This is a genomic window from Natronosalvus vescus (assembly GCF_023973145.1).
GTDB lineage: Archaea > Halobacteriota > Halobacteria > Halobacteriales > Natrialbaceae > Natronosalvus > Natronosalvus vescus.
Genome location: NZ_CP099546.1, coordinates 3,627,027 through 3,646,433, shown reverse-complemented (window position 1 = coordinate 3,646,433; position 19,407 = coordinate 3,627,027). Strand labels below are relative to the sequence as shown.

At 59.0% G+C, this 19,407-nt stretch carries 15 protein-coding genes and 1 pseudogene; 9 read left to right on the top strand and 7 right to left on the bottom strand.

Annotated features, from left to right (window positions below):
- Positions 1-59: 59 nt before the first annotated feature.
- The 6 genes and pseudogenes from NGM68_RS17215 to NGM68_RS17190 all read right to left on the bottom strand — a co-directional run bounded on the left by NGM68_RS17215 (position 60) and on the right by NGM68_RS17190 (position 6,913).
- Positions 60-791, bottom strand: a complete 732-nt coding sequence (locus NGM68_RS17215) for a DICT sensory domain-containing protein (RefSeq protein ID WP_252699447.1) — start codon at positions 789-791, stop codon at positions 60-62.
- A gap of 43 nt (positions 792-834) precedes the next feature.
- Positions 835-1,200 carry a DUF7344 domain-containing protein gene (locus tag NGM68_RS17210; protein WP_252699446.1) on the bottom strand — a complete coding sequence of 122 codons (366 nt, stop codon included), beginning with the start codon at positions 1,198-1,200 and terminating at the stop codon, positions 835-837.
- A 288-nt stretch (positions 1,201-1,488) separates the two neighbouring features.
- Positions 1,489-1,745: pseudogene (locus NGM68_RS17205) on the bottom strand (hypothetical protein); the annotation flags it as partial.
- 233 nt (positions 1,746-1,978) lie between these two features.
- Positions 1,979-2,569, bottom strand: a complete 591-nt coding sequence (locus tag NGM68_RS17200; RefSeq protein WP_252699445.1) for a GNAT family N-acetyltransferase — start codon at positions 2,567-2,569, stop codon at positions 1,979-1,981.
- 505 nt (positions 2,570-3,074) lie between these two features.
- Complete coding sequence (locus NGM68_RS17195) at positions 3,075-4,877, bottom strand: hydantoinase B/oxoprolinase family protein (RefSeq protein ID WP_252699444.1); 1,803 nt, start codon at positions 4,875-4,877, stop codon at positions 3,075-3,077.
- The gene (locus NGM68_RS17190; RefSeq protein ID WP_252699443.1) at positions 4,874-6,913 is read right to left on the bottom strand and encodes a hydantoinase/oxoprolinase family protein; all 2,040 of its coding nucleotides are present in this window, start codon (positions 6,911-6,913) and stop codon (positions 4,874-4,876) included. Before NGM68_RS17190 ends, NGM68_RS17195 begins: the two co-directional genes overlap by 4 nt.
- Positions 6,914-7,099: 186 nt before the next feature.
- Between NGM68_RS17190 and NGM68_RS17185 the strand changes: the two genes are divergently transcribed.
- From NGM68_RS17185 to NGM68_RS17145, 9 genes are all read left to right on the top strand, one after another.
- Positions 7,100-7,432 (top strand): cupin domain-containing protein, encoded by a 333-nt coding sequence (locus NGM68_RS17185; RefSeq protein ID WP_252699442.1) that lies wholly within the window; start codon positions 7,100-7,102, stop codon positions 7,430-7,432.
- Between the two features lie 318 nt (positions 7,433-7,750).
- Entirely contained in the window at positions 7,751-9,853 is a 2,103-nt protein-coding gene (locus NGM68_RS17180; protein WP_252699441.1) for a hydantoinase/oxoprolinase family protein, read from the top strand.
- Positions 9,850-11,631: a hydantoinase B/oxoprolinase family protein gene (locus NGM68_RS17175; RefSeq protein WP_252699440.1), complete on the top strand. Its 1,782-nt coding sequence runs from the start codon at positions 9,850-9,852 to the stop codon at positions 11,629-11,631. The genes NGM68_RS17180 and NGM68_RS17175 overlap by 4 nt, the downstream gene beginning before the upstream one ends.
- Positions 11,632-11,637: 6 nt before the next feature.
- Positions 11,638-12,420, top strand: a complete 783-nt coding sequence (locus NGM68_RS17170; RefSeq protein ID WP_252699439.1) for an aspartate/glutamate racemase family protein — start codon at positions 11,638-11,640, stop codon at positions 12,418-12,420.
- A 307-nt stretch (positions 12,421-12,727) separates the two neighbouring features.
- On the top strand, positions 12,728-14,401 hold the full coding sequence (locus NGM68_RS17165) for an ABC transporter substrate-binding protein (protein WP_252699438.1): 1,674 nt from the start codon (positions 12,728-12,730) through the stop codon (positions 14,399-14,401).
- A gap of 31 nt (positions 14,402-14,432) precedes the next feature.
- Entirely contained in the window at positions 14,433-15,449 is a 1,017-nt protein-coding gene (locus tag NGM68_RS17160) for an ABC transporter permease (protein WP_252699437.1), read from the top strand.
- Positions 15,446-16,345, top strand: coding sequence for an ABC transporter permease (locus tag NGM68_RS17155; RefSeq protein WP_252699436.1), 900 nt, complete (start codon positions 15,446-15,448; stop codon positions 16,343-16,345). The genes NGM68_RS17160 and NGM68_RS17155 overlap by 4 nt, the downstream gene beginning before the upstream one ends.
- 116 nt (positions 16,346-16,461) lie before the next feature.
- Positions 16,462-17,652: an ABC transporter ATP-binding protein gene (locus NGM68_RS17150; RefSeq protein WP_252699435.1), complete on the top strand. Its 1,191-nt coding sequence runs from the start codon at positions 16,462-16,464 to the stop codon at positions 17,650-17,652.
- Complete coding sequence (locus NGM68_RS17145; protein ID WP_252699434.1) at positions 17,649-18,746, top strand: ABC transporter ATP-binding protein; 1,098 nt, start codon at positions 17,649-17,651, stop codon at positions 18,744-18,746. Before NGM68_RS17150 ends, NGM68_RS17145 begins: the two co-directional genes overlap by 4 nt.
- A 69-nt stretch (positions 18,747-18,815) precedes the next feature.
- On the opposite strand, the gene NGM68_RS17140 is transcribed toward NGM68_RS17145, so the two are convergent.
- Positions 18,816-19,352, bottom strand: coding sequence for an Lrp/AsnC family transcriptional regulator (locus tag NGM68_RS17140; RefSeq protein ID WP_252699433.1), 537 nt, complete (start codon positions 19,350-19,352; stop codon positions 18,816-18,818).
- Between the last annotated feature and the right edge of the window lie 55 nt (positions 19,353-19,407).

The window sequence follows — 19,407 nt, the reverse complement described above, 5'->3', positions numbered from 1 at the left end:
GTTGACGACGGTTTCCTCCGGCTTGAAGGTTGACAAACCGACCGACGTCCCTGGCGCGGTTAGTGGCTGTCGACGGCCGTCCGAACGTAGGACATGATCTCCTCGACGAATCCGGGATCGTACGTCCAGAAGCCGTAGTATCGGCCGGGTTCGCGTTCCCTGGCGAGCAACCCGGAGGCGTTTCTGTCGGTTGGCCCACCGTCGAACAGCACGAACCAGTGCTCGCCGATTTCGGCCCCCGCATCAGGGGTGACCTCGAGGCTGGAATCGCTGTCGTTCGTGACCGCTGGATCCCCATCGAAGAAAACCCGTACCGATACGCTGCTGTCGTGAGCGAACCGATCGTAGATCGGCGCCTGTTTGGCGAACGCAGTCGACGTCTGGAAGCCGGTGTGCAGGGTTCCGCTGTCAGTTCGCCAGGCGCGCTCTTCGATCTCGCGAGTCGCCGCCAGCATCTGGCGACGATCGTACGCCGTAAAGATGGTGTTCTCGAGAAAGTCGAATACGTCTGTCGAATCGAGATCCGAAAGTTCCCACGGTGGTTGAATCTCCGGGGAGATGATCGCCTGCAGTTTCTCGAGGCCCAACGCGGCGCGAAACTCCCCGTTCGAATCCCGGATGACGACGAATCCGAGATCCGTCTTCGACGGGAACGCGTGGTGGACGATTCGGACGTTCTGCGTCGAAAACTGCCTCTCGAGTTCCGAGCGAACCGAGTCGTCGACTGCATACACCTCGAGCGTTTTTCGTCGGCGTTCGACGCGCTCGAACGCATCGGTAAGTGTATCCATGAGCGTGGGTGGTTGATCGTTCTGGGTTCTGTTGGTGTGGGTGCTAGGACTGGTCGATATCTAAGAGTTCGTAGACGTCCGGGGGAACGTTCGCTCTGGTGACCATCCGTGTGTCGACGTCGTACTCGATAAACTCGAGCGACTCGAGTTTGGGAAGAGAGACGTGATAGAGCCGAATACGAATGCGCTCGTGCTCGCTCGGCGTCGTGACGGTGTCCGTTGCCGTTGCACGCATCCCTGCGACGACGTCCGCGAGTTGCTCGAGCGCTATCGTTGGCTGATCGTCCAGGCAGTACAGGGTGTACCGAGCACAGTCGTCCGACAGCACGTCGAAGATGTCGTCTAGCGGGAGGCGACGCTCGAGGGATTGGAGCGTGTCGAGATCGATATCGAGTCGATGCTCGTCCATCGTACGCAGCCTACCAGACCGATACCCATAGGTTCTCCCGATAGATATCTGTTATGTGCCCGACTAAATTGTGGTAGTGACGTGTTGGGCACTACCGGACTGTGGTAATAACGTAAATATCGGGGGCTTCGACCTGGTAAATACCCATTGTCGACACAGGACACGATGATACTGACCAGTAACAGTGCGTTTGGTCACTGTAGTACGTCGTGAAATTTCGAAACCAGAGCAGCCATACCCTCCAATCAGCTGATCGCTACTGAGCACGACGGTGACGCTATGATTCGATTTTTCGACGATCTCACGCGCCTGGTCTTCGGCTTTGTCCTCCCCGACGGATATCTTGATCAACACGCCCGTCACCTCCCAGCTGTTGCTATCCTCGAGTCTGCCGGTCGAACCTCACTCCCCTGCGACACCGACACCGCCGGCTATATCGCCCAGTCAGGTGTGCGGATTTCGACGAATCGGTCTGGACCGCGGAACCGAACGCGAATGTCGTCATCTTCGGTGTCCACGCGTCCGGAGTCAGGATCGTCGCTCATCGAATCAATGTTCTTGTAATCCTGTCTGAATACCGACCCCGTATCTGCCAGACTGCAACTCTACCCCCTGTGTGGACTCGAGCATGACCGTAGCGTTCTGGTGCTCACGCTCCATTACCGAGTTCACAGTGCACGAGGTGGCGCAAACGGTCGGTCTCGTTTCGAGTGGCGTCAGTTTGCGTTCGAGTCGGCCACTGTGCGCTCGAGACCTCAGTATCGCCACGTATCCTTCGTTAGCGTCGACCCGTGTCGTACTTGTACGTCGCTTTTTCGGGATCGATGCCGAAGTCTTCCGGTGAATCCTCGTCAGCAGTGTCGCTACCCGCGGACGCAGTCGCCTGCTTGAATGCGTCCCGGAGGTGTGAGGGCATCTGAAATTCCGCCGCGTCGATGGCGAGGGGAACCGCGTCGGGGTCGACTCCCTCCCGCTTGGCTGCCAGTCGATCCTGTAAGACCGCTGGTAGGGCGGACTCGTCGATTCGGCTGAAGCCGAAACGGGCGAGATACGCACCGTCACCGGTGAGCGTGTAGACCGTTACGAACCCCTCGTCACCGGCGTACTCGATCAGCCGTTCGATCACGTGTGCGCCGACGCCTTGCCCGCGCCACTCCTCGAGGACGCCGATACTCGTGAGCTCACACACGTCGTCACCGTCGTCGGGTTTGTGGATCCGAATGCGTCCGAACCCGGCTTTTTCCCCGGAGACTTCGTCGATGGCGACGACGTAATCACGTGAGCGGAACGCCGTGTCGTCGAGTCCCATCGCCTCGATATGGTCGAGAAGCCAGACCTCTTCCCGGTTTTTCGCGTCCCGCACGTACATAGGTGGAGATATGACCGCCGCGGCCAAAAGCGTTTGTGGGATTTGTCCGTGCCGCACGTGGGGACGCCGCCATTCTGTTCCAACCTGTTTTGCCCGTTCTGATCCCACAACCACGACAGCGTACCTCGTACCTCGGTCACGGTCTTTGAACTACTGCAGGTACTCGAGGCCCCGATGTGAGGAATGGCCTCTCGACCGTCGGTGCTCGGTACTCGAGACAGCCGATACGTTCGGCGTGCCCACTCCGAACGAGGAAAGTGAAATATGGGTGGAGTTGCGACACCGGGAACCTGGCACGATGAGTTGGCAGCCTGGTGGTGGTGGTGGTAGGTTTGGTGGTTGGTTGCTGCCGATCACCCCACGAAGACGACCGAAACGGCCGTCGACGATTCGTCGATGCGCAACAGACGGTCTCTCGAGCAGTGTTTACTGACAGCTTCGTAGCGACTGAACGTCACTGCACATCCGATCGAAAGTCAGGTCTGCGATCGGTGTGTGCATCGTTTCAGTTGGTACTATCCGAGCGTCGCGCTCGAGTCGCGTCGGCGTCGATCTCGAGTTCGTCCGTGATGACCACTCCGTACTCGTCTTCGGCGGCGCCTCGAGAGACGTAGCCGTCTCTGACGTCCTCGAGGACTGCTTCAGGCTCTCGGTCGAACGGCTCACCGTAGCCGCCACCGCCGCCAGTACGATTCGAGATGACCTCACCGGGGACGAAGTTCCCCCGGAAGAACCCGGCCCATGTGTTGCCGTCGTCGTACAGGTCGGTGTTGTCGACGAGTATCTGAACGCGCTCGTCGGCGTCTTCATCCAGGTCTAGCACGATGCCGTTTTTCGCGCCGGGCTTGCCCCCATCGATCCCCCAGCCCGGTTTCTTGGTTTTTTGGATGATCGAGAGCGCGCCGACCGGGTGATCGATGCGGAAGTCACGACGCAACCCGAGTCCTCCACGATACTCGCCCGCACCGCCTGAATCGGTTCGCAGGGACAGTTCGTCGAACGAGATGGGGGCTTTGTTCTCGAAGACCTCGACGGGAATGTTCTGCACCATCGTCTCACTGATGTGCATGACTGCGTTCGCTCCGTCGTGGTCGTTCGTCGCTCCCCAGCCGACGGCGTCGTTGTTGGCCTCGACGAACTGGCGGCCGGTTTCGGGATCCTCTCCGTACAACATAATGTCGTTGAGGTCTCCACCCGAACTCGCCGGAATCGTCTCGGGAAGCGCCTTCGCGAGCGCCTTGTAGACCACGTCGATGCTGACGATGCCGGTCCAGATGGTAAACGTGGGTGCTGGATAGCTCGCGTTGAACAGATTACCCTCGGGGGCATGCACCGACAGCGGTGCGTACTGGCCTGCATTAGACACCTCCGTCGGGGTGGTAATCGACTTGAAACAGAGTTTACAGACTGTCTCGGTCATTCCCAGCGGGATGTTGAGCGGCCCCTCGACCTGGTCGGACGAGCCGCTGAAGTCGACGCTGAACTCCTCGCCATCGATGGTCACCTCAACCTCGATTCGAATCAGCTCACCAGTCGACCCGTCGGCGTAGTCGACCGCCGACCACGTTCCGTCAGGGAGATCGCGAACGGCATCTCGTGCCGTCCGCTCGCCGTGGTCGTGGATACGGTCGATACACTCGTCGACAGTGCTGGAGCCGTATTTGTCGTAAAGCTCCCGAAGGCGGCGTTTACCCGTTCGAATCGCTGCAATCTGGGCGTTGAGGTCGCCGATGACCTTGTCCGGGATACGAGAGTTGAATCTGATGAGGTCGAGCACTTCCTCGTCGGGTTCGCCGGCTTTGTACACCTTCGTGCCGGGGAAGATGACCCCTTCCTGATGGACGTCCGTCGAGTCGAGTACGTACCCCGCGTCTTTGGCACCGAGGTCGAGCCAGTGGGCTCGCGTGGCTGCGTAGCCGATCAGTTCGTTGTCGTCGGCGTCAGCGTCAGCTCCCTCCCGGAAGATGGGAGCGAACACCCCGACGTCGAGCGTGTGGGTCGAACTCCAGTAGGGGTAGTTCATGATGAACACGTCGCCGGGTTCCATGTTCTCTTCGCCGACGTGCTCGATCAGTTTCTCGAGGGCGAAGTCGTTCGCACCGAGGAACAGGGCGAGTCCGGGTGAGTCCGCGATCAGGTTTCGATCCCGGTCGTACAGCGAGATGCCGAAGTCGAGAATCTCGTAGATGATCGTATTGTAGGCGGTTCTGATCAGGGTGCGTTGCATCTCCGTCGCCGCAGAGGTGAGGTAGTTCCTGACGACCTCGACGGTCGCAGCGTCCGGTTCGTTCGGTGGAGTAGTACTCATCGTTTCTCACCTCCGGTGATCAGCAACTGGCCATATTCGTCGACGCTCGCCGTCTGATCCGAGTGGAAGACGATAGTCGTCGTCGGTTCGCGCACGATGGCTGGGCCCGCAATTTCGGTTCCCGAAACCAGGTCGCCCCGATCGTACACCGCGAAGTCGACGACCTCGAGATCGGCGAAACAGAACGCCTCGCGCGTCCCGACTGGTTCGGGCGACGCATCCGCGTTCATTTCGTTCGTCTCGAGTGGCGGCTTGTCGTTGTGGCCGGCCGCACGAACCCGCTGGTGAACGACTTCGGCCGGATCAGCCATCTCGTGGCCGTAGCGGTCGGCGTGTTTGCGTTCGAATCGGTCTTTGATTTCGTCGGTCGACTCGATACCGTTTGCATCCACTTCGACGGTGTGTTCCTGGCCGAGGTAGCGCATCTCGAGGGTGTGATTGAGCGTGATCTCCTCGCCGGTGAAGCCTTCGCTCTCGAGAGTTTCGACTGCTTGCTCGTCGAGTTCGTCGAACACCGTTTCGATGTTCTCGAGTTCGAGGTCCGCAAGCGCCTCGATATTTGTTCGGGCGAAGTCGTAGACGACGTCGGCCATCAGCATGCCCCAGGCCGAAAACACCGACGGTGCGTTCGGGATGACGATTTCCCCGACGTTCATTTCGCGGCCGAGCAGCGGAACGAACATGCCGCCAGCCCCGCCGAACCCCATCATCGAGAATTCCCGCGGATCCAGCCCCTTTTCGATCGTGATCTCCCGGATTGCGCCGACGGTATTCGCGAGCGTGACGTCGAAAACGCCACGGGAGACGTCCGTAACGGTGGCGTCGAGTGGGTCGGCGAGTACGGTTTGGATCGCCTCACGTGCGCCGGCCGCGTCGAGTTCCATCTCGCCGCCGAGGAAGTCCTCGGGGTCGATGTAGCCGAGCGCCACGGCAGCGTCGGTGACCGTCGGTTCGGTACCGCCCTGGCCGTAACAGACAGGGCCTGGTTCCGCACCTGCACTCTCGGGGCCGACTTTCAGAAGTTCGCCATCGAGCCAGGCGATCGACCCGCCGCCAGCCCCGATGGTTCGAATGTCGTACACCGGGATCATCAGCGGCTGATGCTCGAGCCGGGAGTCGTACTTGACGGCGGGTGTTCCGTCTTCGATCACACAGGCGTCGAGGCTCGTTCCACCCATGTCAACGGTGATGAGATCCTCCCTGTTGGTTTCCCGGCCGACGTGAGCCGCGCCGATGAGACCCCCTGCCGGTCCCGAGAGAATCGTGTGTACCGGCGCTTCCGTAGCGCTCTCGGCAGTCAGCGTCCCGCCGCCCGAGCGCGTGATGAAAAACGGACTGTCGAAGCCATGTTCGGTGAGTTCACCCTCCAGGTCATCGACGTAGCTGCCGAAAATGGGTTTGATATAGGCATCCATCACAGCCGTACTCGTGCGCTCGTACTCGCGGTATTCGCGCGTGATGTCACTCGAGATCGAAACGCTCGTCCCCGGGTAGGCTTCGTGAACGATGTTTGCGGCCTGACGTTCGTGGATCGGGTTTCGATACGAGTGCAAGAAGCAGATGGCGATGGTATCGACACCCTGGTCGTCGATCAAGCGTTCGGCCGCGTCGCGAACCGCATCGGCCTCGAGCGGTTCGACTTCCTCGCCGTTTGCATCGAGGCGTCCGGGGACGCCCACCCGTCGACGCCGTGGAACGAGTGATTCGGGCTTCTCGTAGCGAATGTCGTACATCGCATGCCGCTCGACGTTCGTTCGTCCGATTTCGTACACGTCGCGAAACCCCTCGTTCGTGATGATGCCGGTAGTCGCTCCTTCGCGTTCGAGGACGGCGTTCAACCCGAGTGTCGTCCCGTGGACGAACGCTTCTGTCGACTCCAGGTCGACGCCGACTTTGTCGATCGATGCCAGCACCCCCGATTCCGGTTCCTCCGGCGTCGTCGATGCTTTTTCTACGCTGATGTCTCGATCGTTTCGATCGAAACTGATTGCATCGACGAATGTCCCGCCAATGTCTACTGCAAGTCGTTCTGTCACGTGTTATCTCCTCCCAATACCTTAGCTCTGGACGAGGCGGGATATATAATTTATGCACAAATAGGGGGTTTTGACCACATAACGACACCAACCACATACGATGTGTTCGTCATAAGCCGATATCGTATTCTGATAGTTCGAGAGAATACCCGAAGAGTTTACTCGACTCTCGTCCGTATGGTGGGTATGGATCAAGTTACCGTGCATCAACTCGACTCGGTGTGGGGAGACAGTGTCGACGAACCGCTGGCGCTGTACGAATCGTCGGAACCGAGCGTCCAGACTGGTAGTTACGTCATCGAGCCCGGTGAGCGTGTTCCCGAAACCGGAACGACCAGTCACGAGGGCGACGAGATTTCGGTAATCCTCGAGGGTGAAGTCGAACTCGTCGCAGACGGAGAAAAGTATACCGCCGGGCCCGGCACCCTCTCGGTTATCCACGCTGGCACTCCTCACTACAGCGTCAATGCGGGTGACGAACCGTGTCGGCTCGTCTACACTGTTCTTGGTGATCTCTGAGCGGGGTTGGCCGCCACTCGAGGCGATGCATATCGGGTGTGATTAATTCGTTACCGGAGATACACATCGGGTGTGATCAACTCGTTGCTGGATCGAGTCGTTGCACGGGTGCATTACACCGTAGTCAGTCGTGTCAGTGTTTCTCTGTGGCGGAGGTCGGGGCGTTCCTACAGCTAAATAAGCTGACTCACAGGTTCGTTGATGTATCCTCCCCCTGCCAATTTTGCATAATTGCACAATCTCATGTGGTAGTATAAAGTGAAACTGGGTGTATTGTGAACAAAAAGTTAAATAGAGGTGCCGTATTGTGTACCTGGTGTGAGAGAGAACAACACCCGTGTCGCGGTCGACATCGGCGGAACATTCACCGACTTCGTCGCCGTTTCTGACGGATCTCTGTCCCTCGAGAAGGCCTCCACGACACCGGACAACTTCGCGAACGGTGTCATTGCGACCCTCGAGAAGAGTTCGTTGCCACAGTCTGCTATCGATCAGTTCGTGCACGGGACGACGGTCGTGATCAATGCCGTGACTGAGCGCAACGGCGAACGCTGTGCGCTCATTACCACCGACGGGTTCCGAGATGTCCTCGACATTACGCGAGCAAATCGGCCCGATATGTTCAACTTCCGGTATGAGAAGCCAGAACCGTTCGTCCCCCGACGTGACCGATTCGAGGTCGCCGAACGCGTTGACCAGGCCGGAACCGTACTGACGCCGCTGTCAGAATCGGACGTCAGGGCGGCTGTCGAGGAGATTCGTGATCGCGGAATCGACACCGTTGCCGTCGCATATCTGCACGCATACGCAAACCCAGATCACGAACGACGGACACGAGAAATCATTGCCGAGGAGTTCCCGGAAGCGTACGTCACGCTTTCACACGAACTCACGGGTGAGTATCGCGAGTACGAACGGACGAACACGGCCGTGCTCAACTCCTACGTTCGACCCATCGCCGACGAGTATCTGACCACGCTCGAGTCACACCTCGATGCGAACGGCGTCGAGGGGAACCGCTACGTGATGAAATCGAACGCGGGGACGAGTAGCTTCGAACAGGCCCGGCAAAGCCCCATCGAAATGGTCGAAAGCGGCCCCGTCGGCGGTGTCTTCGGTGCTGCTCGCGTGGGAACCAATATCGACGAACCCAACATCATCAGTTTCGATATGGGCGGGACGACGGCGAAAACCTCGCTCATCGAAGACGGCGACGTCGACATCGGTACCGAGTACTGGCTCGAGAGCTCGCGCCACCACGAAGGCTACCCGCTCCAGATTCCAGTCGTCGACATCGTCGAAATCGGTGCTGGCGGTGGCTCCATCGCCTGGATCGACCAGGGAGGCTCGATCAACGTCGGCCCGGAAAGTGCGGGTGCCGATCCGGGGCCGGCCTGCTACGGCCACGGCGGAACGAAACCGACGGTCACCGATGTCAACCTGCTGACTGGCCGACTGAACCCGGCGTACTTCCTCGGCGGCGAAATGGATCTCGACGTCGAACAGGCTGAAGCAGCACTCGAGCCCGTAGCCGACGAATTTGGCACCTCGGTTCGGGAGACGGCCCACGGCGTCCTTCGGGTCGTCAACTCGAACATGGCAAATGCGTTGAAGCAAGTCAGCCTCCAGCGTGGCTACGACCCGCGTCGGTTCGCGATGGTCGCCAGCGGCGGGGCTGGTGGGCTCCACGCCGCCGCACTGGGGCGTGACCTCGGGGTCAAAGAAGTCATTATCCCGCGAGCACCCGGCCAGTTCTCTGCCTGGGGGATGTTGTTGACTGATCTTCGCCGAGATTACGTGCGAACCTGGGTTCGGCCGTTCGACCGGGACGGGGCCTCCGCGGTGAACGAGCGATTCGCCGAACTGGCCGACCGTGCTATTACCGAATTTGGTGACGAAGGAATTCTTCCCGAGGACATCTCCCTCGAATTGAGCGTCGACCTGCGATACACGGGGCAGGAACACACCGTTCAGACGCCGATTCCCGTTGGTGACGAAGACACCGGTAGCACGATTACGGCTGCCTCGAGCGAAACGCTCGTCACCCCAGATGCAATTGCAACCACAATAGCACGATTCCACGACCGCCACGAACAAGCGTACACCTTCTCGCTCGAGGATTCGGTCGAACTGGTCAACGTCCGCCTGACGGCGACGGCCGAAGCGGCCAAGCCAACGATCGAACCGGTATCGCGAAACGGGACAATCGAAGACGCGACCAAAGGCAGTCGTGCGGTCGATTTCGACCGCGAGGGAACGCACGAGACCCCAGTGTACGAACGCGACTCGATTCCGATCGACGAGGTGGTCGCTGGTCCAGCCATTATCGAAGAACCGGCGTGTACCACGCTCGTCCATCCCGAACAGGAGTTCCGCCTCGACGAGTACGCGAACGTCCGCATCACGGAGGAGACTCGATGAACCACCAGACAAACAAACCGACAGCGGACCTCGACCCGTTCACTCGAGAGGTCATCACGAACGCGTTACAGAGCGCCGCCGAGGAGTCGTTTATCAACCTCGGCCGTACCGCCAAATCGAGCGTCATCTACGAGACGCTCGACTACGCCACGGGAATCGTCGATATCGACGGGAACGTCGTCGCACAGGCCAACGGCGTCCCGGGGTTTCTCGGTACGTTGAAGTTCTGCGTCTCGGACACCGTCGAGAAGTTCGGCCGCGATGGGTTCGATCCCGGCGACGTCGTCATGCTCAACGATTACCACGGCGGGACCCACCTGAACGACGTCGCGATGGTCGCCCCGGTCTTCCTCGAGGATGACGGGCGTGACGAACCGGTCATGTTCCTCGCGTCGAAGGCACACTGGACTGATATCGGTGGCAAAGATCCCGGTTCGTGGACGACCGACGCGACCAGCATCTTTCAGGAAGGGATCCAGTATCCGATGGTCAAACTCTACGAGGCAGGCGTCGAAAACGAAGCCGTCGCCGACATCGTCGCGGCGAACACCCGCATGCCCGAGATGACCCTCGGCGACATGCAAGCCCAGAAGGCCTCACTCGACGTCGGTGTCGAGCGCGTCCAGGAGATCGCCCGTGAGTACGGGTGGGACACCCTCGAGGCGGCCGTCGACGCCTGGCTCGAGTACGGACACGACCTTGTTCGGGACGCCGTCGAGGAACTCCCAAATGGCACCTATCACGCCCAGGATTATCTCGACGACGATGGCATTACCGACGAACCAATCCACGTCGAGTGTGAAGTGACGATCACCGACGAGACGGTCACCCTCGATTACACCGGCACCGACCCGGAAACTGAGGGGCCGATCAACTCACCGTACGCAGCGAGCATCAGCGACGTCAGGTCGTTCTTCCAGGCTATTACGCTGCCGAGTGCGCCGACCAACGAGGGCTTTTTCGAGCCGCTCGAGGTGATCATCCCCGAGGGAACCGTGCTCAACGCGACCAAACCTGCTCCTATCGGAACCGACTGGGAGTCTTCAGCGATGGCCGCCGAACTACCCTGGAAAGCGCTCGCCCCATCTCTGCCGGACAAACTCTCGGCAGGGCACTTCACGAGCGTCTGTGCGACTATCGTCGGTGGCACGGACGAGCGCACGGGCGACGATTTCCTCGTCATCGAGCCTCAGCCCGGTGGCTGGGGTGCCTGTGCCGACCGTGACGGGGCCGACGTCCTCGTCTGTGCCGGCGACGGCGACACGCTCGAGATGCCCGTCGAAATTATGGAGACGCGGTTCCCGCTGTTATTCGGCCAGTTTGCACTCGATACCCCACAGGAGGCTGGACACGGCTGCTTCAGAGCGGGAACTGGACTGGTGCAAGACTACACGATGTACAACGAAAGCGGCGGCTTCATCACCGCGTCGTTCGGCCGATCAGAGTATCCACCGTGGGGTGTCGAAGGCGGACACGAGGGGGACGGAAACTACATCGAACTGTTGCGAAACGACGGCTCCGTCGAACGGACGTCGAAGCTGACCAACGAGCCCCTCGCGGACGGCGAAACCGCCAGACTGGTGACCAGTTCGGGCGGTGGCTGGGGCGAACCGCTGGAGCGTGATCCCGAACGCGTTCTCGAGGACTGTCGTGACGAGTACATCACCCTCGATATCGCTCGAGACGTCTACGGTGTCGTCGTGACCGAATCAGGGGAACTAGACGAAGTGGCAACCGAACGCTTGCGAGCGGAAAAAAGAACCGAGACTGGTGCGTGAGAAACCATGAGTACAAACGAAACCAGAATTAGATGGATAGATCCCGTCGGACACGATGACTTTAGCGGTGACATCGAGGCCCTGTTGAACGACGTGAAACGCGACTCCACGACCGTCGAAACCGTGAGCCTCGATCGAGGCCCGCACCACGTCGAGTACCACTACTACGAGTCGCTCGTCCTGACGGACGTGTTGCATCTGGTCAAACAGGCCGAAAACGACGGCGTCGATGCCACCGTAATCGGCTGTTTCTACGACCTCGGACTCGAGGAAGCGCGCGAAGTGTCCGATTCGATGCCCGTGATGGGGCCTGCACAGGCGACGACCCATCTGGCATCGACGATGGGCGATACGTTCTCCGTCATCGTCGGCCGTCGCAAGTGGATTCCACAGATGCGAACCACCATCGAACGCTATGGGCTCGGCGACCGCCTCGCATCGTTTCGACCCGTTGACCTCGGCGTACTGGATTTCCAGGCCGACCCCGAGTGTACCAGAGACCGACTCACCGAGGCCGCTCGAGCGGCTATCGAAGAAGACCACGCCGAAGTCGTCATCCTCGGGTGTACTGCCGAGTACGGCTTCCACGAAACGCTTCAGGCGGAACTCGGTGTCCCCGTCCTTGATGCCGTCACCGCACCGTTCAAATTCGCCGAACTACAGGCTGACCTCGTTGATCTGGGCTGGTCACACAGTAAGGTCGGCGGCTACGAATCACCACGGCTCGAAGAAATCGAGGCGTGGGGAATTGGCGACGACTACCAGACTCGAAACGTCTGGAAAGAATGACCGACTGGGCCGTCAATCCTCGTCGTGGAAGCCGAGCGGACGACGGTCATCGGCACGGGTACGACATTCGGGTTCGACGAACCACTGATCGTAACTGAACCGGGTTTGGTGCAGCCCGTGTTACTCATCCCGTCTCTGTGCAGGGAGGTGGCCGAACGATTCGTCACTACCGGCGCCCGCATCATTCGATGAATTGCGATCAAATGGCCCATATCGTAATCCATGTCCAACAGAATATCTATCAGTTGGCTTTAGCGTGAACGAATCGCCGTAAGCTATAAACGTTTTGTGTGCGGTATAGAATAACATGAGGCGTACTAACGAATCTCCAGGGGTGGAGGACGGAGTCACCAGACGGAAGATGCTCACATACGCGGGTGCGACCGGACTCGCCGTCACGCTTTCCGGGTGTGCAGGCGAGGAACCGGAGGAGGGGCTGGATGACGACGACACTGACGGTACCGGAAACGGGAACGGGAACGGTGACGAAACCGAAGCCGACTCGTCACTCGTGTACGCGACGACGATTGCACCGAGCACCATCGACCCGATGCAGGTGTCCGACAACTTCGAGAATATCTACGCGGTCAACGTGTACGACTCGCTCATGATGTACTCCGATGACGAGTCTCCAGAACTTGTCGATGGGCTCGCCACCGACTGGGAGGTCGCCGACGACGACCAGACCTACGAGTTCACGTTACGTGACGATGCCACGTTCCACAACGGCGATCCGGTGACCGCCGACGACGTGGTCTACTCCATCACTCGCATGATGGAAATGCAAATGGGGATGTCCTGGATGTGGGCTGGTACGCTGTCACCCGAGGGTGTCAGTGCGGTCGACGATACGACGGTGGAGATCGAAACCGACCGTACGTTCGCTCCGTTCGTTTTCACCTTGCCGTACCTCCCGATCGTCAACGAGGCAGAAGTCGAAGCCAACGACGAAGAGTGGCTTCAGGACAACGATGCCGGGAGCGGCCCCTATCAACTCGTCGAGCACGACCGGAACGAACGGGTCGTGCTCGAGCGAAACGAGGACTGGTGGGGAGAGTGGCCCGACGGTGGCGAGCCGTTTGACGAAGTCGTCATGGAAATCGTTCCCGAGGAGGGGACGATTAACGGAATGATGGGAAGTGAGGAAGCCGATGTCACCGACGAGTGGCTCTCTCTGCAGACCTACCAAGAAATCGATTCGATGGATCACGCGTGGGTCAGCGACGAAGTCACCTTCTCCCCGCTGTACGTATTCATGCACAATCAGCGGGAACCACTCGACGACGTGAACGTCCGAAAAGCGATTTCCTACGCTGTCGACTACGACACCATCGTCGACGATATCCTCGAGGGCAACGCCGAACGGCTGCAGGGGCCACTCCCGGACGCGATGTGGGGACACAACAGCGACGTGACACTCTACGAGCGGGATCTCGAGCAGGCCCAGGCATATCTCGATGAATCCCCCTACGATGGCGAGGACATCGAACTGACTTACACGTACGTCAGCGGACTCACGGTGACCGAAAACATCGGCCTTCTGATGCAGACGAACCTGGCAGAACTGGGGATCACCCTCGAACTCGAGGGTGCCCCGTGGACCCGTATTACGGATATGGTCACCGATCCGGAATCGACGTCCGACATGCACGCAATTTACCTGTCGTTCTCGTACGTCGACCCGGACACGTTCCTCTATCCTGCCTGGCACTCCGATTCTCACGGCAGCTGGGAAAGCGCCTCGTGGTATCACAACGAGCAAGTCGACCAACTCCTCGATGACGCCCGGACGGAAATCGATCAGGACGCCCGGATCGGGATGTACGAAGAAGTACAAGAGCTGATGTCCGAGGATGTACCAGCACTGTTCGTCGTCAACGAAGCCGAACTGTACGGCATCAATAACCGGGTCGGCGGCTACGTCGATAACGGTCTCGTTGGATACGCGAAAGCGTTCTGGCGGCTGTACAACCAGGGGTAACGAGTCGATTTACCGACCACTATACTGATAAATGGGTTTTCAAAGCTACGTACTCAGGCGAATCCTCTCGGGAGTGCCGGTCTTCATCGGCCTCTCGATGCTGATATTTTTCCTTGCGCGAGTCCTGCCAGGTGATCCCGCTCGGCTGGCACTCGGGCCGCGTGCTTCGGACGAAGCGGTTCAATCGCTTCGGGATCAGATGGGATTGAACGATCCGGTTGTCGTGCAGTACCTCAATTACATGGCCGGTCTCTTTCAGGGAGATATGGGCATCTCGCTGACGACGAATCGGAACGTTGCGGCGGATCTGGTCTATTTCTTCCCGGCGACGTTCGAACTGATTACCGTTGGAATGGCTATCGCCGTCCTCTTTGGCGTCCCGCTCGGGATTATTGCTGGACAAAACAAAGACCGGTTCGAGGACAACGTTGGCCGACTGTTCGCCTTCTTTGGCGTTTCGATGCCTGCGTTCTGGGTCGCTATCTTGCTCCAACTCGTGTTCGCGTTCTACATGGGTTGGCTGCCGGCAACGGGCCGCATAGCATCGGCACCACCCCGCATCACCGGACTCATGCTCGTCGATAGCCTCATCGCCACCGACTTCGCTGCGTTTCGTAGCGCCCTCGCTCACCTTGCACTCCCCGCATTCACCCTCGCACTTGCACCTATGGCCGACATCGCACGCATGACCCGATCGAGTTTCATCGAAGAGTTCAACAAAGACTACGTCCACGCCCTCGAAACGTCGGGGATCCCGGCAAAACTCATCGCCTACAAGTACGTCCTGAAGTCCTCGTTCGCGGCGACGCTGACGATTATCGCCCTGGACTATGGCTTCCTGATCGGGTCGGCGTTTCTCATCGAGATCGTCTTTGCCTGGCCGGGCATGGCCCGCTACGGTGTCACTGCGATTCTCGAGAACGACATCAACGCTATCGTCGGTGTGACTCTGGTCGTTGGCCTGGTCTACATCATCGCGAATATGGTTGTCGACATCATGTACGGCTACTTCGACCCACGCGTTCGCTACGGGGGTGATGAGGAATGAGTACGCTCTCAGCGGACTCCGAAGCGATGGAAAACCGGATCGAAAGCGCGAAGCGAATCGCGTATCGCTTCCGACAGAATCCGCTTTCGCTGGTTGGGCTCGGCATCATCCTGGGGCTGGTATTCATCGCTATCTTCGCACCGTACATCGCCCGCCATCCACAGGATGCCGGCTACATGGGCGAACCCGCAGTCGACTTCGCGAACCGGTTTGCCGAACCGAGTTGGGAACACCCGTTCGGGACGGATCAGGCTGGCCGTGACATCCTCTCGAGGGTCATATTCGGAACCCGTTACTCACTGGTTCTCGGCATCTTCGTCCTCACGTTCGCCATCGGTATCGGCGTCCCTGTCGGCCTCGTGGCCGGATACATCGGTGGTGCGCTCGGAACCGTTCTGATGCGCATTACGGACGTCTTCCTCTCAGTTCCACCGCTCGTCCTCGCGCTTGCCGTGGCCGTCCCGCTACAGCCGAGTTTACGAAACGCGATGATTGCCATCGCCATCGTCTGGTGGCCCTGGTACGCCAGGCTGGTCTATGGCGAGGTAGTTTCCGTTCGGGAAGAACAGTTCGTCGAAGCCAGCCGCGGTATCGGAGCGAACCGAATCCGAATTATGTTCCGCGAAATCCTGCCGAATATCCTAGCACCAATTACTGTCAAATTCAGCCTCGACATGGGGTACGCCATCTTGATCGGCGCCGGACTCGGCTTCCTCGGCCTGGGAGCCCAGCCCCCGACGCCCGAGTGGGGAACTATGATCAGTGAAGGGCGAGTCTACCTCCCCGCCCAGTGGTGGTACTCGACGTTCCCCGGCCTGGCGATTTTCATTGCCGTTCTCGGATTCAACTTACTCGGAGATGGCCTCCGGGACGTCTTCGACGTGGAGGTGAAGTAGATGGGGCGAGTACTTCCTCATGTGTCGACGTGGGGGTCGATTCTGCCGCTCGCTATTGGCACGGTTACCACGTTCGAACGTGACGAACCACGAGCGATCACAGGAGGTGACTCGAGATGAGCGACCCCCTCCTCGAGGTTTCGGATCTACACGTCGATTTCAACACCTACGACGGTCGGTCGAAAGTGATCAACGGCGTCGACCTGTACGTCGACGAAGGCGAAACGGTCGCTATCGTCGGTGAATCCGGCTGTGGGAAAAGCGTCACGGCCGAGACGATTATGAGCATGTTGCCCCAGCCACCGGGAGAGGTTACCGGCGGAACACTCCGCTATCGGGGCGAAGAACTCCTGAACGATCCGGCAGCCCACAAACGTGTCAAAGCCGAGTGTATGGGGATGATATTTCAGGATCCCATGACCAGCCTCTCGCCCGTCTTCACCGTTGGTGAGATGATGCGCGACGTGTTGACGTACACCGGCAAGACGGAGGTCGGCTGGCTCGAGTTAGGCAAGAGTATCCTGGGCCGTCGCGGTGGGGACGAGGAAGCGATGCGTGAACGAAGCATCGAACTCCTCGACAGATTACAGATTCCCGATCCCGAAGGCGTCCTCGACCGGTATCCGATCGAACTCTCCGGCGGAATGCGCCAGCGGGTTCTCATCGCGATGGCTCTGCTGAGCGAACCGGAGTTTCTCATCGCAGACGAGCCCACGACTGCCCTCGACGTTACCGTTCAGGATCAGTTAATCGAGTTATTGCGTGAACAGATCGATCGCGAGGGGCTCTCGATGCTCTATATTACGCACAATCTCGGGGTTGCTCGCCGGATCGCAGACCGTATCTACGTCATGTACGCAGGCGAAATTGCGGAAGTCGGCACCCGAGACGAGATTCTCGACGAGCCACTGCATCCGTACAGTCGTGGACTGATCGACAGCGTCCCCAAACTGACCGCGTTCCAGCGTGAAGGCATCGACGGATTGCTCCCCGATTATACCGATCCACCACAGGGCTGTCGTTTCCATCCCCGCTGTCCGGCCGCCATGGATGGCGTTTGTGACGGCGAAAAACCGCCGCTGTACGAACCGGCCGACGGGCACGAGGTCGCCTGTTATCTGTACGACGACGATACGACCGCGGAAGAGGCACTCGAGATCGCACAGACCGAAATCGACTTCGAAGGTGGTACTCGGGATCGTCCCGAGGTGTCGTCGTCACTCGAGAGCGAAACGACAGCCGAACTATCGGAGCGAAACCAGATGACTGAGCCACCATCCAAACGGACGGACGGTGGTAGCCAATGAGTACACCGAATACGGACACCACGAGTTCCAGCCCAGCACCCTCGTCGGGTGAGACGAAAACCGCCGAGCAGGCAGTGAATTCTCCCCTCGAGGATGAACCAGTGCTCAAAGTTCGAGCCCTCAAAAAATACTATCCCATCACCGGTGGCCTCCTGAAAACGAAAGTCGGGGAGGTGAAAGCCGTCGACGGCGTCTCGTTCGACGTTCGCCGCGGGGAAACGTATGCAATCGTCGGGGAATCCGGCTGTGGGAAAACGACGCTCGGAAAAACGGTTGCTCGATTGCACGCGCCCACGTCCGGCACCATCGAGTTCAACGGAACCGACATCTCGAGTCTCGGCGAACGCGAATTGAAGCCGATTAGACGCGAGATACAGGTCGTCTACCAGGATCCGACGTCGTCGTTGAACCCGCGAAAACGGATCAAAGACATCGTCGCCGAACCGCTGATCGTCCACGACATCGGCTCGAAAGCCGAGCGCCGCGAGCGCGTCAAATCGCTGCTCAAACGAGTTGACCTCCCCGAGGACTTCCTCTATCGGTACCCCAACGAGCTATCCGGAGGGCAAAAACAGCGGGTCGCTATCGCTCGAGCGCTCACACTGAACCCGACGTTGCTCGTGCTCGACGAGCCGACGAGCGCGCTCGACGTGAGTGTCCAGGCGAAGGTCATCGCCTTACTCGAGGAACTGCAACGGGATCTGAACCTCTCGTATCTGCTGATTACCCACGACCTGAGCCTGACGAAGAACATCGCAGACCGTATCGGCGTGATGTACCTCGGGAAGTTCATGGAACGAGCCAGTGCAGAGAACCTCTTTCGGTCACCACAGAATCCATACACGGAGCAGCTACTTTCGGCAATTCCGATCGTCGAACAGTCCGAGGCCGAACTCAAACCCGAGAAGATACAAATTCGTGGAGAGACTCCCGATCCATCAGATCCGCCATCGGGCTGTTCGTTCCATCCGCGCTGTCATCGTGCGATAGACGCCTGCTCGAGCGAGGAGCCGTCGCTCGTCGACGTTGGCACCGATCACGACAGCCGGTGTTTGTTACACACCGAAGACGATGGGAACTCGAGTGGCACGTGAACGAGGGTTGCACGACTATCACGTGAGGTCTCTGCACAACGACTAATGCAAAGCGGTAACGGGATTCTGTCAGGCGTTCTCGATTTTGCTGTGCCAGGCTTTGTGGGTTCTGATGACTGGAACGACCTCGTAGTCCTCGACGATGTCTACGTGCTGGATCAACTCGTTGACGTACTCTTTGACGTCACGGAGCGATGCGTGCCAGACTCGGATCAACAGATCAGATTGGCCGAGATATTCGTCGACTTCGTAGACCAGTTCCTGATCGACCAGGTACTCGATAAACTCGTGCAGTTCCTCGTTCGTCGCGTCCGGCTGGATGGAAACCTGCACGTCGGCGTACTCGAGATCCACCTCCTGCAGAACCAGGACGCCGATGATCTTGATGATGTTGTTGTCTTGAAGGTTCTTCCGCCGGCGTCGGACGGCTGTTCTCGAGAGGCCAACACGATCCCCAAGATCGGTGTCCGATATTCGTCCGTTCTCATTGAGAATGCGATAGATCTTGTAGTCTACTTCATCCAGATTCTCGGTGACGAGTTGTTCAATGGTTTCCTCGAGCTCGAGTTCCCCTGTATCCATCTGGCTCCGTGATGTATCTGACATAACCCCTAGTACCAACAGGTGTACCTTGAACGTAGTGTTTCCACGAGATTACAAA